Raw genomic sequence first — 13255 nt, forward strand, 5'->3', positions numbered from 1 at the left:
GCGCTTGCGCAGCAACGGCAAGGAACACCTGTGCGCCGTCATAGCCGTCGCCCGCAAACTCATCATCCTCGCCAATGCCATCCTCATTCGAAACACCGAATGGACGCCACAATACCAGCAAAATTGAAACATGGTTGCTCCCCGCTGGGGAGAAGAGGGAATCGAGGCGTTGCGGCATGTCCCCTCGCCGACCGAAACCGACCCCAGGATCAGCCAATGATCAGCGCCGTGCCATAAAGCCCCAGGGCAAACACCGTATGAGCCAGCAGATTAAAGCAGCGAACCTTATTCGGGGTCGGGTGTTTGGAGGCGGCCCAGCCGATGCCGAGGCCCGGTTGCAGCAGGAACCACCCTGCCCCGACGGTGACGATACCGAAGATCCAGGCGGGAAGAAATGTCGGGGCCGCCAGCCAGGCAGAGCCCATGATGATGGCAAAGATCACCCCATAGAGAAGGCCGACGGCGTAGTGGCTGATCCAGCCGAGCGCCAACTCATGAGCATAGGGTTCGGCGTCGGCGATGCTGTCGTGAAAGACCTTGCCGCGGCGGAGATGCCAGAACCAACGTCCCACAGGTGCCCAGTTGGGGGCCGCCTGGCCGAACTGGGTGAGCAGGATCGCCCAGAGGTCCATGAGGATGGTTGCGCCGGCGCCGATCACCAGGCCGCGCCACAGAATATCGAACATTGGGAATCACCGGAAAGCGTTGCGATTGCAGGACGCTACAAAATCATCGCAGACGCGCCGGCGCAATGGCTGCGGTGAATTCACCCGCCACATTCCCGAGTGATTCAGAGGTTAGAGCCTTTCCTGGTCAGATTGCAGCATTCTGCCGGAGCAGGTTTCGTCAGGGCAGAGGCGATTGGCGAAGGGCATACCCTTGGTACGTGCGAGCCGATCGCCTCTGATCCTGGCGCAAAGATGCCCGGCCCACCGGCCGCACTGCTTCGCCATGCGAAGCAATAGCTGCGGCCGGCGATTCTAAGTCTTGCAGATTTGCCAGGCAAATCTGCGGGAAGGTTGGCTGAAACGGGCCGGCTGATCGACCGGCCGGCTTGGCCGTAGAGCCTAGCTACGACGCGCGCCGGCCGGTCGACCATCCGACTCCGTTTGAGCCAACAGAATGCTGCAATCTGACCAGGAAAGGCTCTAATCCGCCTGCGGTCCGCCCTCGCCCTCAGTTTCTCCCGCGCCATTGCCGATATCGCCGCTGATATCCTCCGCAAACTTCCGCATGAGCCGCACGAGTTCATTGAAGTCATGTTCCTCCCAGCTCTCGAAGATGGCGCGGCCCATCCGCTCGCGGGCGACGTCGATGCGATCGGTCATTGCCTTGCCCTTCGGGCTGATGACCGCCTCGCGCACGCGGCGGTCGGCGGCATTTCCGCGGCGCTCCACCAGATCGAGGCTTTCGAGCTTGGCGACCTGACGGCTGACGGTGGTGTAGTCGCGGCCGGCGCGGTCGGCGAGTTCGACCACCCCGATGGGGCCGAGCCGCTCTATCGTGACGAGCAGCGGAAACAGGGCGCGATCGAGCGAAATGCCCGCCTCCCGGACCATCTGCTCATCGCGCTGCGGGCGGTTCATGACGCTGACAATCTCGATCAAAGCCCCATGCAGTTCGCGCAGCTTTTCGCTGATATGTGTATTTTGCACATTCTTTGTTGACGTCATGCCGATTCCCCTATTATGTGCATAATACACATATGGAGAGATCAATGACAGAAACTTCGACAGTCGACGTGCTGATATCAGGCGCCGGTGCGGCCGGCCTGACGCTGGCGATCGAGCTGGCGCGGCGCGGCGTATCCTTCCGCCTGATTGAAAAATTGAACGACCCATTCCGCGGCTCCCGCGGCAAGGGCATTCAACCGCGAAGCCAGGAGGTGTTCGAAGATCTCGGCATTCTCGACCGGATCGTCGCCCGAGGCGGCATCTATCCCCGGCAGCGGGAATATCGCGACGACGGCAGCTTCAGCGAATCCGACGCCATGGTTGGTGGGGAGCCGACACCGGCCGAGCCCTACCAGCTTCCCCTGATGGTGCCGCAGTTCCTGACCGAGAGGGTGATGCGCGAGCGCCTGCTCGAACTGGGGCACCAGCCCGAATTCGCCAGCGAACTCATCGGCTTCGAACAGGACGAGGCGGGCGTGACTGCGCAGCTTAAGGGCATATCCGGCGAAGAGACCATCCGCGTGCGCTGGCTCGTCGGCGCCGATGGCGGCCGCAGCTTCGTGCGCCATGCGCTGGATATCGGCTTTCCCGGCAAGACGCTCGGCGTGCGCGCCATCGTCGCCGATGTGACTCTGACAGGATTGGATCGCGACGCCTGGCATCGCTTCGGCAATGGCGACATGCAGCGACAGATCGCGATTTGCCCGCTGGCGGGGACGGATCTGTTCCAGATCCAGGGACCCATCCCGCTCGAAGGCGAGGTCGACCTCTCCGCGGCGGGCTTGACCGCCCTGGTCAAGGAGCGCACCGGCCGCGACGACATCGAGGTCCACTCGGTCTCCTGGGCGTCGGCCTTCCACATGAACGCCCGGCTTGCCGATCGTTACCGGCTCGGCCGCGTGTTCCTGGTCGGCGATGCCGCCCATACGCATCCGCCGACCGGCGGACAGGGTCTGAATACCAGCGTTCAGGACGCCTATAATCTCGGATGGAAACTGGCGGCGGCTACGGCAGGCGCCCCCGAGGCGCTGCTCGACAGCTATGAGGAAGAGCGCCGCCCGGTCGCCGCCTCCATGCTGGGTCTGGCGACCAATCTTCTCGACGCCCTGAAGCGAGGCGAGATGAGGCGCGGCCGCGAGGTCCATCAACTCGATATCGGCTATCCCTCCTCCTCCCTCACGCTGGAAAAGCCGGAACGACGCGGCGGCCTGCTTGCCGGCGACCGTGCCCCCGATGCGCCGCTCAGAGGTGTCGGCGGCCAGCCGACGCGGCTGTTCGAACTGTTCAAGGGCGCGCACTGGACGCTGCTGGGCTATGAAGTCGAGCAAGCCGCCATGCCGCCGCGCCCAGGCCTGCACATCCACAGGATCGGCCGGCGCGGAGACGTCATCGACGGAGGCGGGCATTTCCATGATGCCTACGGTCTGGCATCGGGCGACTGGGTGCTCGTGCGTCCGGATGGTTATGTCGGCGCCATCATTGCCTCCGCTCACGCCGGGGCGCTGGAAGCCTATCTCGCAAATGTCGGCCTTGCTGCATAAGCGGCAACTCAAAACGCCACGGCGCTGTTGGCGCGTCTGAAAGACGGGCGCCGTAGCCAACCGCCACCACGAGTAGCGCGCTTTCGTTATTCGCCGCCGCACAAGGCCCAAGAGAGCAGGCCAAAAGCCGGAGCCTCGAAGGACGAGGCGGGTGTTCGGCACCAGATGTGAGGTGGCAGGAAGCAGCGCTGCGGCAGATCCTTCGAGGCTCCGCCCGATGGGCTACGCACCTCGCGATGAGGAGCATCGGAGGATGCCGCACCATAGACCAGGCGGCATCAATCTTTCAGAGGGCGTCCCGCTCGTATCGCGGCGCCCAGCCGCGGGCCATCCCGCGGCTCATCACGCTTTCCGCCAGCGCCAATTGCTGGCGGAGATGTTTGCAGTCATCGAGCAGCGAGCGTATCGCCGCCTTGGCATTGTCGTCATGCCAGGCAAGCACCGCTTCGACTTCCCAGGCCTGATCGGGCCAGGTTTGATCGGGCCAGGCTTGATCGGCCCCAGCTTGTTCTGGGCGTGCCTGACCGGGTTCCAAGATCCTTGCCGGCCGCATCAGTTCAGCGCCAACGGCAATTGAACCGGACGCGGCAAGGGCGGCAGCGGCCGGCTGAGTTCGACCTTTCTCTGCCAAGCGGCACGTCGCTGTTGATCTCGCTCGCGGGCTGCGCGGGACGCCTCGACAAGCGCAAGGGCGTTGGCGATCACCTGTTCCGTATGCGTCATGATCATCTCCAATGTTCCTGTTTTGTTCTAAGTTAGAACTTTGGCAGGAAAAGTCAAGCGCCGGAACGATCTGGCTAAGGATAGGTGTTGCAAAGCCGGCACTGGCGTCGAAGCGCGGCCGATAGTCAGTCCGCTGCTTCTATGACGGCGATGCCGGCCTCCTGCGCAGCCCTGATGAAGGCCGCCCGCACATGTTCCGGTGGGAGATCGCCGATAATCGCATCCAGGCACGACTTGACGGCCTCGAAATACTCTTCGCCGTCATCTACCGGCCAGTCGCGCAAGAGCGTGCGCGCGGCGTCCCACACAGAGTTAATAACGGCATAATGGCCGAGCCCCATTGAGGCCAAGCCAACCGGTCGAAAATGTGCCGTCTGTCTCACTTTGCTACAGCTTTTCCCAATTTCGGTGGCGCTCATGGGTACGATGCAATTTGCGTGCCGTCGGCGGGCCGCGTCACCAGCCGAAGCACGGCCCTACGAGACTTGATTTTCGGCGAGGCTCGCAGTGTAGACGTACCTCTTCGTCGCCTCCAGATCCCCTGCAGCCGGTGCTTTCGAGAACATGGAGCTTGAAGTGGAGTCCTGCGATCAGTCATTAAGCGACTGATTATGGTAAATATCGGGCTTCCCATCCCACGCCTGCTGATTAAAACTCAGTCTTTCCTTTTATACTCTATAAGGATTACAGCAACTCATATGCATTGCTGGACGCAATAACTTTCATAATCATTCATGGATTGTGCCAGAGGTGGACGGAGTTTCATCCGGATCGTACAATGCGATCTATCCTGCACGCGGCGGATCTCGGAGGAGCGCGCGATGCCTATCTTCATGGACCGGCACTTTCTTGAAGGAACGTCAGCGGCTGACGTTGCTCAGGCACATCGCATGGATCTCGACATTCAGGACAAGTACGGCGTCAAGTTCCTGACCTATTGGTTCGATCAGCGGCGCGGGACCGTCTTCTGCCTCGTGGATGCGCCGGATGCGGAAACTGCGCAATGTGTGCATCGTGAAGCACACGGCTTCGTCGCCGGCGAGATCGTCGAGGTCGCCCTGTCAGCAGTCGAGGCTTTTCTAGGCCGAATCCATGACCCTGAGTCGGCGCCCGGCCAATCCTCCGCCCAGGTGGATCCCGGCCACCGGGCAATCCTCTTTACCGATATCGTCGGATCGACAGCGATGACATCGCGCCTCGGCGACCGGATTGCGACCGAAATGGTCCGCGCCCATGACTCTATCGTGCGCCGATGCCTCAGCCAGAATTCAGGCCGGGAGGTGAAACACACCGGCGACGGCATCATGGCGGCCTTCGCCGCGACAACGGCAGCCGTCGAATGCGCCATGGCGATCCAGCGGGAATTCGAGCGTTACAACGGCGGAAACACCGAGCCGATCCATATCCGCATCGGACTGGACTGCGGCGAGCCGGTCGAGGACAGCAACGACCTCTTCGGCACGACCGTACAACTTGCCGCACGTCTCTGTGCGGCAGCCTCCAGCGACCAGATCCTCGTCTCGGAGAATATTTTTCGGGAATACGGCGCCGCCGATCTCTTCGCTCACGCAACGCGCCGACGGTTCAAGGGGTTTTCGAAGCCCATGCTGGTGTTCCGATGCGAGTGGGCGGATGCCGGCGTAAATTAAGATCGGCTGAGATCCGACACCCGCATGGCGAGTTGGCTCCAGGCAGGGCTTGCTGCGGCGTTTTTGTGGCCAAGAAATAGGCGATCATCAAAGCATGGCGCGCAAACTGTGCCGCGGTTTTGCGACAACGACCTGCGGCCTTGCGGAATTGGCCACCGCGCTCACGACCTTTGATCGGAAGCGGCATTGGCGATTTGCACCCGGCAATCAAAATAGTTCAAGACCGATGTCGGCTTCCAGCAGGCTCATGCGTCGTCACGATAGGAAGCCAAAGAAATTCGCCCAAGCAAGGAAACGATGCGATGACAATCACGATCACAGCATTTGAACGATCGCCCGATGGCGGCAAGGGACTGGCGCGCGATACGCGCGTTCGCTGGGCGCTCGAAGAAGTGGGGCAGCCTTATGAGGTTCGCCTTCTTTCCTTCGCGGAGATGAAGACGCCTGACCATCTGGCCATCCATCCCTTCGGCCAGATCCCCACCTATGAGGAAGGTTCTCTCTCGCTGTTCGAGACCGGCTCGATCGTCTTTCATCTTGCTGAGCAGCATGCGGGCCTGCTGCCCAGGGATCGCGATGCCCGAGCGCGCGCGATCACCTGGATGTTTGCCGCACTTAACACCGTCGAGCCGCCGATCCTCGAATTGACGACGGCAAGAATATTCGAAGCAGACAAGCCTTGGAGCGAGGAGCGCTTGCCGTTGGTCAAGGACCGTGTCCGCGCTCGGCTGGACAGGCTCTCGGCTTACTTAGGCGTCGCCGACTGGCTCGATGATGCGTTCAGCGCGGGCGATCTGTTGATGGTTTCAGTACTGCTGCGACTAAGAATGTCAGGCATTTTGGACGAATATCAAAATCTGGCTGCCTATGTCGCGCGCGGGGAATCTCGGCCCGCTTATGCCAGGGCTTTCGCCGCGCAATTTGCGATCAACGCCCCATCGTCCAGCTCAATCATGAACTCATAAAGCCGAGCCGAAAGCGGGTTCAAAAACAGGATGCCGCCGAGCAGTTGACCAATGCTCGGCGGCATCCCGCTCACCCCCGCTTTGGGCGTCAACTTCGCCGTGATCAAACGGCCGCGAGGCCACCCCCACGCAATGCTCCAACTCACCTCAATCCGGCTATGGCTGCGCGCTTATGCGTCGACGACCTAAAGCACGTCGCGATCTTTCAGATTCGCTCCTCGCGCTTTAGCTCTTTGTTTTTACGCATGTCGTTATCGCAAAACCGCTGCACACTCTTGCGCGACATGCTCTAAGCATTGCCCATATGTTCGTTCATCAGCCGCTCGAATTTGGGGCCGCCCTCGACCTTCGCCAACACGCCCGACATTTTCAGGAAACGCCGGAAATTCTCGCGTGCAGCGCTCAGCGGGAAACGCCCGTTGGCCGTATCTCTGCACGCCTTCAACAGCGTATCATATGCCAAACCCCGTTTGTCCTCCGGCCACCCGTCCAGAACATCGAAGATTTCATCGAGGCACGTGACCTCATCGATGAAATGTTGGCGATGAAGCAGAATCGGATCAAACCGAGTTGACGACATAGTATCCTCCCATTTATATTACTTTTTTATGCTGTAATTTTACTGAAAAACCGTGACTTATTCAAGTCAAAATCGTGTCAATTTGGCTATTAACGCCGTGCAACTACTTCCATAACGACAGAATAACCCTATCAGATTAGACTTAAGCGTATTTGATCATCGGCCGAGGGTCGACGCATCACGAATATAGATTGATTGATCAATCGCGCGAATGTTGCGGGTCAAGCGAGCGTGATCAAATGCACCGGAAGTTTCGTATAGTCTCGTGTTGGCATGGTATATTGCGACCATGACAACCTTGCGAGGAGACGTTCAGATGAGCCGATTTTTTACATTGGTAGCGGGCGTGCTGATCGGTGTGTCCGCGATCACGTCTTCCTGCACATCGCCGGCAAGGCAGGATCACCAGGATTTTCAATATCAGCGGGATAGCTCAACAAACCCGGCATGCGCGGATGGGTTCAGACCCAGCAATGCCCGCTCGTGCAGTTATTGAAGGCATAGAGCCGGAATTGGTTTTGCGCCGGAGGTGGCAGGCGACAGCAATGGGACCGGTCGGGAACTCCTAACCCTGCTTCACCGTTATGTGATCGGGCCACAGTTGGCCCGATGCTAAACAGGAGAACGGTTCCCCATGAACAATTTGATCTGGCTTGTCGGCGCTGTCGTTATCGTGCTCGCGATTTTGAGTTTCTTCGGCTTCCGCTGATTGCAGACGCATGCTGATGGAAATGTCGTGACCCAACCACGTCTTCCCTTCCCGGCGATCGGATGGACGATGAATCCTCCGCGCCGGTGGATCTATAAGGATTAAGAGCGCCTTGTCCTTCTTGGCCGCTTGGCCGGGTTGCGGCCGATATCTGTACGTCGAGCGACGTCCCGCCGACTGAAAGCGTCAGGGTCTAATAGAGACTGCCGCCGTTTCTTCGAAAATCCGCCGATTGACGTGTGATCAGCGCGAAAAGTGGATGATCACCCCCTCGGTCTTCCTTTACAATCAGTCGTTTCGGCCTCTCAAGGCAGATCGTAAGGGAAGATCGATGGCTTGCCTTGTTAGCGCAGATGAAGCGACGCAATCGGAGAAGCCGGCTGTAAAAGCGGATCGGCCGGATGGCCTGACGCGGGATGTTGCGGCCATCAAGGTCGGCGACTGCCTGCTGGGTTACAAGGCCGTCCAGCGCCGCATGCGGGCCAGCCGTTGGAACCACTTCCGCGGCCGGATGCGCGAGATCGAGAAATTGATCCGGCATCGCCATGGAAACATCGTGCCCGAAGCCGATGACGCATTGATCTATGTCGAGGTGATCGCCAGCCTCGCCCTTGTCGAATTCAAGGAAGAGTTCGTCGATGTGGTTCTCGGCTGGGCGACGCGATGGCTTCCCTGGGCTGGGAAAGCCGAGATAGAGGAAGTCATCTACGAGCGGACAAAGCTGCGGTTTTCTCCCTTGTCCGCCGATGCGCTCGGCCACGCTCTGCACTTAAGCTACGCGGAACGGAGCGCCCTCGATATCCGCACCATCGGTGCCTTCGACGTGCCGACGCGGAAAAGAACAAAACTTCAAAAGGAAAAGCGGCGCCAGCGCGACCGAGCGCGAAAAGAGGAGCAGCGCCGTGCCGCCGGTGCGCTTTCCAGAGCCGACTATCTCGCCAATTCTTTCAGCCAAGTGCGCCCCTGGGAGGCTTTCGGCATCAGCCGCCGCACATGGGAACGCCGCGGCAAACCGATGCCGGATCCGGAGACGATATCGGACTGTGGTTCGATCTCGCTCGCCGCTTAGGTTAGAGTTTTTTCGGCTTTTAGCCGGATGGTCCGAACCAGGTGTTCACAGCCTCCTGTAGACCATCCTCAGTCCCGTCGCCCACCCAGGCCACATATCCATCGGGCCGGATCAACAGTGCGGCTGGCGCGGAGACCACACCCAGCGCAGGCAGCTCCCATGCACCGGCATATCCGGCGTCGACCAACCTGATGCGGTCCGACCACCGCGGGAGGCCGATGCTGCCGGGCGTGCCGAGGTTCAAGAGCACCGGCCGCGCATCTTGCAGCAGCGTAAAGACGCGCACAGGACCATCTGATGTGACCAGGTCGAGGTCAGGCATGCGGCGGCCGAGCAGCGGGTGCCCGTCGCCGAGATCGTAATGGATACCAAGTCCGGACATCTCGGCCGCGATGCGTTTGCGCGGCTCCTCCATGCCAAGCAGCTCCGTTACGATGTCACGCAAGACTTCGGTGCGATCGTCGGTGCGCTGCAATGCGACCTGCGCCATCGTCGTGCGCAATACGCGGGCCGCAACCGGATGCCGCTCGGCGTGATAGGTGTCGAGCAAGGTTTCAGGCGACGTGCCTTTCACCACCTGGGCCAATTTCCAACCGAGATTGACGGCATCCTGCACGCCCGTGTTGAGGCCCTGCCCGCCGACCGGAGAATGTACATGGGCGGCATCGCCAGCGAGGAAAAGCCGGCCCTTGCGGTAGGCTGTTGCCTGCCTGGACATGTCGGTAAACCTGGAAATCCAGTTGACGCGATGAAGTCCGTAATCCGTTCCAAATGCGGCGATGAGCGCTTCCCTGAGATCGCCGAGCGTCGGTTCGGTCGTCGCGCCGGCATTCTTCTCCGGCACCATCACGCCGATTGGACCTTCCTGGGCAAAAACGATCTTGCCGTCGTGGATTTCGTACTCCTCCCTGCCGAAGGCATAGATACCAAGGGCGGTGCGATGGATGCCCAATGGCGGCTCCTCTTCCATCTCCACCTCGGCGAGAATGTTGCTGGTCGTCGGATCCCATCCTTCAAACGCAATGCCGGCAGCCTTGCGAACCAGACTGCGGCCTCCATCGCAACCGACGAGATAGCCTGCCCTGAGCTGGGAACCATCCGAGAGTTCAATGGTGACGCCGGTATCGTCCTGCGCGAAACCCGTTACCTCAAGGCTGCGATAGATCGGCACCGCCAGTTCCCCGACCCAGCCGGCCAGAATGCGCTCGATATGCTTCTGCCGCAGCGCCAGCCCATAATTGTGCCGGGTCGGAAAATCGCTGATATCCAGACGCGTGACCGCGAAACCCGTGACCTGGGCTATCTGCCCTTCCGCGAGGAACCGGTCGACGATGCCCCGCTGATCGAGAACCTCGAGCGTCCGCGCACTCAGACCGCCGGCACGCGTACCGGCAAGCTTCTGGTCAGGGCGGCGTTCGACGATGGCGACGTCGACGCCTGCCAGGGCCAGTTCGCCTGCCAGCATCAGTCCCGTCGGCCCTGCCCCGGCAACCACGACTGCATGTTCCCTCATCCGCAAACTCCCATGTTCCGGCTGTTCCAATGCGATCTCTCAGGGTCCAGACAGACCTGGCCCTTTGCATCTCTCCGATCCAATCAGCCCTGCGCAGATGCCGATTTTCTCTGTCGCAGGTTGTTCTCCCTATAAATATAAGCTCCATACTGGTTGGAAGGACTTGCGACAGGATTTCAGGCTTGCTCTCCAAAGCCCTGTTCGCTGCCACTTGTGGGTCTCCTGCTGTGGAGCCCAGGCTTTTCAATACGACCTGACCGGGTGGGCGCGGGATGTGGCAGGCGCCGTCCGGGGTCGTTCCTCTCGAAGGGAATCAATCAATTGCTTGGCGACCTATCTCACTGCGGAGCTGGAGCTTTTTGCAGAATTGTCTCAGCCGCTGGTCGCTCAGACGGATCGGCGGGATGGCCATAGATCGTGTACACGGCCCCCGCTAGCACGCCCAAGACGAGAAGAGCGAGGACGTACAGCATCATGCCGCGGATTGCCGTCTTCGGTGTCTTGTCCATCAGGATCTCCAGGATTGCTCAGCGGTCAAATTCAAGGCGGGCGCTTTTGGTTCCGACTCGGAGGTTGTTCAAGGGAGCAGCCATTCACGGAACGATCCGGTCCCGATCTGGTTTACCCCACACCCCGCTTGCTATGGAGGTCACCATGTGGGCAATCCTGACCGGAGCCGCTCTCATCATCGGCGGACTTCTTTTTCTCTTTACCTCGGCGCTTGGTCGAAGACCGAGTGATCCGCATCAAATGCCGCAAGGCGGCACCACGCTGGAGCCACGGCGCCAAGGCCTCAGGTTCCTCGGAATAACTAAAAACTGGCCGGCGCTGGCCGTTATCGCGATCGGTGCACTTCTCTTGGCTTTTGGTGGATACTCCTGACATCCGACAGGTCTTGGCCGCCTCAGCTCCTTCGGCAAAAACCCGGCTTTCACCGGGTTTTTGTTCAGGCACTACCAAGTCTGGCGACCGGTCCAGTCATCGATGTCGCGTCTGATACGGTCCTTTTCGATGCCATAACGCTCCTGGATCTTGCCTTCCAACTGGTCGCGCTTGCCGGCGATCTGGTCAAGATCATCGTCGGTGAGTTTGCCCCACTGCTCCTTGATCTTGCCCTTCGCCTGCTTCCAGTTTCCTTCGATCCGATTCCAATCCATGGTCGATTTCTCCTCTGTGTTGATGAGAAGAAAACGGACCGCAGTGGAAGTTGGTTCCTGTGTCTCAGCGGATTTCCGCGAAGCTCAATTCCTGCGGCAAAGACGCGAAGCGCTGCCCACGTCAAAGATCCACACCCGAATGAAGAAAAGCATAAATAATTCGTGAAGAACGAATAGATGTATAAAATATTTATTTATGTATGAAGCAAATATTCCCCTGTTCTTGTGTTATACTTTTCCACGGGGAGAAGAACAATGGCACTCGATGTATTCGTGAACCTCTACAATTTAGGGGGCCTGGACGCACTTAACGTTTCTCTGCGAAGCCTGTCAGATGACGAAAGGCTTGGAACTTTACTCTCTCTTGAAAAGATAGGGTACGAAGTGATCTGGAATGCCCAGAGAAAGCCGGCTTCTGCCTATGTGTGGAGCGGGCCGAACGAGAATTAGTTGCCAGGCGGGACAAAGACCTGTCCCGACCATGGGGGTGAGACCTCACGACCTTGTGTCTCCCTTCATGCGCTTAAAAAGCAGATGTTCCATCCTCCTATCGATCCGAGGAAGCGAGGGCGATCATGATCCGATCCCAGATAGCCGACGCACAAACCGTGTTGGGCGACGAAGAAGTCGCCCTCTGCCAGAGAGTTTTTGACCACGTCATCTCGGTGCGACAAATCACGACAGACACCGAGCGCGAAGATCTGGCTCAGCGGGTTATCCATTCGTACCAGCATGGGGTGAAGGATGAGGGTGCGTTACTGCGACTGCTGATCTGAGATCGCGGCAGCTACATTTAAAACTAGAAATGGTGAGAGCGTCGGGGTTCACCCGAGACCTACTGATTAAAAGTCAGACCATAAACCGTTAGTTTGCAGTGCCTGTAGCGCACCATGTGCCGTCCATGTGCCAATCAGGCCAAAGCCTCCGCGATCTTGTCAAATGCCTCTTGGTGCTCGTCCGATGGGAAGAGGTGACCGTACCGATTCATAGTGATGGCATAAGACGCGTGACCGGCAAGTGTCTGAACCGCCTTCGGCTGCAATCCTGCTTCTCCAAGTGCTCACCGCGAAATGCCGTAGGGCGTGCCACCCAATGGGTTCTATCGATGCCGCGGTGACAAGCGGATTCCAAAAGCGCTTCGTCATGTTAGTGTGGCGAGTAAAATTCCCGCGACCATCGGGAAATACGAAGTCCTCGGCGCCGGCGTGGTGAGACTTTGATTTCCCTGCGATGAGCGCCGACAGTAACGTTTTTCCGATCGGCACTGATCGCTTTCCGGCCGCACTTTTTGTGGTTTCAATGCGACGCGTCGACCCGTGAGTCCACAGTCACCCTACTCAGTTGCAGATCAACATTCTTCCATCGAAGTGCCCACTGTTCTGAGGCCCGACTCAGGCGGCGCGCTGAACGCAACGAACGTGCAACTGTCGGTCACGAAGGCAATGCCGAATAACTGACGCGGCGGGGCGGGCTTSGGCCCGCCYTCTCGGCGACAGGACAACTTGTACTATACGCAGAATCCRGCGRGTGTGCTCTTATTGCTACAGCTTTTTGTTGAGCTGATGGTGTATCCTTTGGTTGCAATGTAATGCCATGGGGTACGAAAATGAAGTTAACTATTGCCACCACTTTCCTCGCACTTTTCACTACCACCGCGCTCGCGGCTGATGCCGTTC

The 13255-nt window shown here is 59.2% G+C and carries 16 protein-coding genes; 7 read left to right on the forward strand and 9 right to left on the reverse strand.

From position 1 onward, the window contains the following. Positions 1-209 precede the first annotated feature (209 nt). Both AC1D2N_RS35550 and AC1D2N_RS35555 read right to left on the reverse strand, forming a co-directional pair. Positions 210-686, reverse strand: coding sequence for a DUF2938 domain-containing protein (locus tag AC1D2N_RS35550; RefSeq protein WP_018241946.1), 477 nt, complete (start codon positions 684-686; stop codon positions 210-212). Between the two features lie 462 nt (positions 687-1148). Beyond that, positions 1149-1673: a MarR family winged helix-turn-helix transcriptional regulator gene (locus AC1D2N_RS35555; protein ID WP_130652337.1), complete on the reverse strand. Its 525-nt coding sequence runs from the start codon at positions 1671-1673 to the stop codon at positions 1149-1151. A 44-nt stretch (positions 1674-1717) separates the two neighbouring features. Here AC1D2N_RS35555 and AC1D2N_RS35560 point away from each other — a divergent pair, with 44 nt between their 5' ends. After that, positions 1718-3214, forward strand: coding sequence for an FAD-dependent oxidoreductase (locus AC1D2N_RS35560; RefSeq protein WP_130729011.1), 1497 nt, complete (start codon positions 1718-1720; stop codon positions 3212-3214). 286 nt (positions 3215-3500) lie between these two features. On the opposite strand, the gene AC1D2N_RS35565 is transcribed toward AC1D2N_RS35560, so the two are convergent. From AC1D2N_RS35565 to AC1D2N_RS35575, 3 genes are all read right to left on the reverse strand, one after another. Continuing rightward, positions 3501-3767, reverse strand: a complete 267-nt coding sequence (locus AC1D2N_RS35565; RefSeq protein ID WP_018445427.1) for a hypothetical protein — start codon at positions 3765-3767, stop codon at positions 3501-3503. Beyond that, complete coding sequence (locus AC1D2N_RS35570) at positions 3767-3937, reverse strand: hypothetical protein (protein ID WP_162039352.1); 171 nt, start codon at positions 3935-3937, stop codon at positions 3767-3769. Before AC1D2N_RS35570 ends, AC1D2N_RS35565 begins: the two co-directional genes overlap by 1 nt. 125 nt (positions 3938-4062) lie before the next feature. Beyond that, the gene (locus AC1D2N_RS35575) at positions 4063-4320 is read right to left on the reverse strand and encodes a DUF982 domain-containing protein (protein WP_011651896.1); all 258 of its coding nucleotides are present in this window, start codon (positions 4318-4320) and stop codon (positions 4063-4065) included. Positions 4321-4758: 438 nt separating this feature from the next. Here AC1D2N_RS35575 and AC1D2N_RS35580 point away from each other — a divergent pair, with 438 nt between their 5' ends. Both AC1D2N_RS35580 and AC1D2N_RS35585 read left to right on the forward strand, forming a co-directional pair. Continuing rightward, positions 4759-5586: a nickel-binding protein gene (locus AC1D2N_RS35580; protein ID WP_028731966.1), complete on the forward strand. Its 828-nt coding sequence runs from the start codon at positions 4759-4761 to the stop codon at positions 5584-5586. Between the two features lie 302 nt (positions 5587-5888). Next, complete coding sequence (locus tag AC1D2N_RS35585) at positions 5889-6551, forward strand: glutathione S-transferase family protein (protein ID WP_047621762.1); 663 nt, start codon at positions 5889-5891, stop codon at positions 6549-6551. A 289-nt stretch (positions 6552-6840) separates the two neighbouring features. Here AC1D2N_RS35585 and AC1D2N_RS35590 read toward each other — a convergent pair whose 3' ends face one another. Then, positions 6841-7131: a DUF982 domain-containing protein gene (locus AC1D2N_RS35590; protein WP_018241940.1), complete on the reverse strand. Its 291-nt coding sequence runs from the start codon at positions 7129-7131 to the stop codon at positions 6841-6843. 1040 nt (positions 7132-8171) lie between these two features. Here AC1D2N_RS35590 and AC1D2N_RS35595 point away from each other — a divergent pair. Next, on the forward strand, positions 8172-8909 hold the full coding sequence (locus tag AC1D2N_RS35595; protein ID WP_130652336.1) for a hypothetical protein: 738 nt from the start codon (positions 8172-8174) through the stop codon (positions 8907-8909). A gap of 19 nt (positions 8910-8928) precedes the next feature. Here the strand turns inward: AC1D2N_RS35595 and AC1D2N_RS35600 are convergent, their stop codons facing one another. Together AC1D2N_RS35600 and AC1D2N_RS35605 are read right to left on the reverse strand one after the other, a co-directional pair. Continuing rightward, the gene (locus tag AC1D2N_RS35600; RefSeq protein ID WP_130652335.1) at positions 8929-10422 is read right to left on the reverse strand and encodes an FAD-dependent monooxygenase; all 1494 of its coding nucleotides are present in this window, start codon (positions 10420-10422) and stop codon (positions 8929-8931) included. A gap of 338 nt (positions 10423-10760) precedes the next feature. Next, positions 10761-10931: a hypothetical protein gene (locus tag AC1D2N_RS35605; RefSeq protein ID WP_165403088.1), complete on the reverse strand. Its 171-nt coding sequence runs from the start codon at positions 10929-10931 to the stop codon at positions 10761-10763. A gap of 145 nt (positions 10932-11076) precedes the next feature. Here AC1D2N_RS35605 and AC1D2N_RS35610 point away from each other — a divergent pair, with 145 nt between their 5' ends. Continuing rightward, complete coding sequence (locus tag AC1D2N_RS35610; RefSeq protein WP_018445432.1) at positions 11077-11304, forward strand: hypothetical protein; 228 nt, start codon at positions 11077-11079, stop codon at positions 11302-11304. 71 nt (positions 11305-11375) lie between these two features. On the opposite strand, the gene AC1D2N_RS35615 is transcribed toward AC1D2N_RS35610, so the two are convergent. Then, the gene (locus AC1D2N_RS35615) at positions 11376-11579 is read right to left on the reverse strand and encodes a CsbD family protein (protein WP_018241935.1); all 204 of its coding nucleotides are present in this window, start codon (positions 11577-11579) and stop codon (positions 11376-11378) included. Positions 11580-11834: 255 nt separating this feature from the next. Here AC1D2N_RS35615 and AC1D2N_RS35620 point away from each other — a divergent pair, with 255 nt between their 5' ends. Both AC1D2N_RS35620 and AC1D2N_RS35625 read left to right on the forward strand, forming a co-directional pair. Next, positions 11835-12029, forward strand: a complete 195-nt coding sequence (locus AC1D2N_RS35620; RefSeq protein WP_018241934.1) for a hypothetical protein — start codon at positions 11835-11837, stop codon at positions 12027-12029. Positions 12030-12154: 125 nt separating this feature from the next. Next, the gene (locus AC1D2N_RS35625) at positions 12155-12355 is read left to right on the forward strand and encodes a hypothetical protein (RefSeq protein ID WP_018241933.1); all 201 of its coding nucleotides are present in this window, start codon (positions 12155-12157) and stop codon (positions 12353-12355) included. The last annotated feature ends 900 nt before the right edge of the window (positions 12356-13255 follow it).

It is taken from the genome of Rhizobium sp. P1_B8 (genome assembly GCF_056406515.1).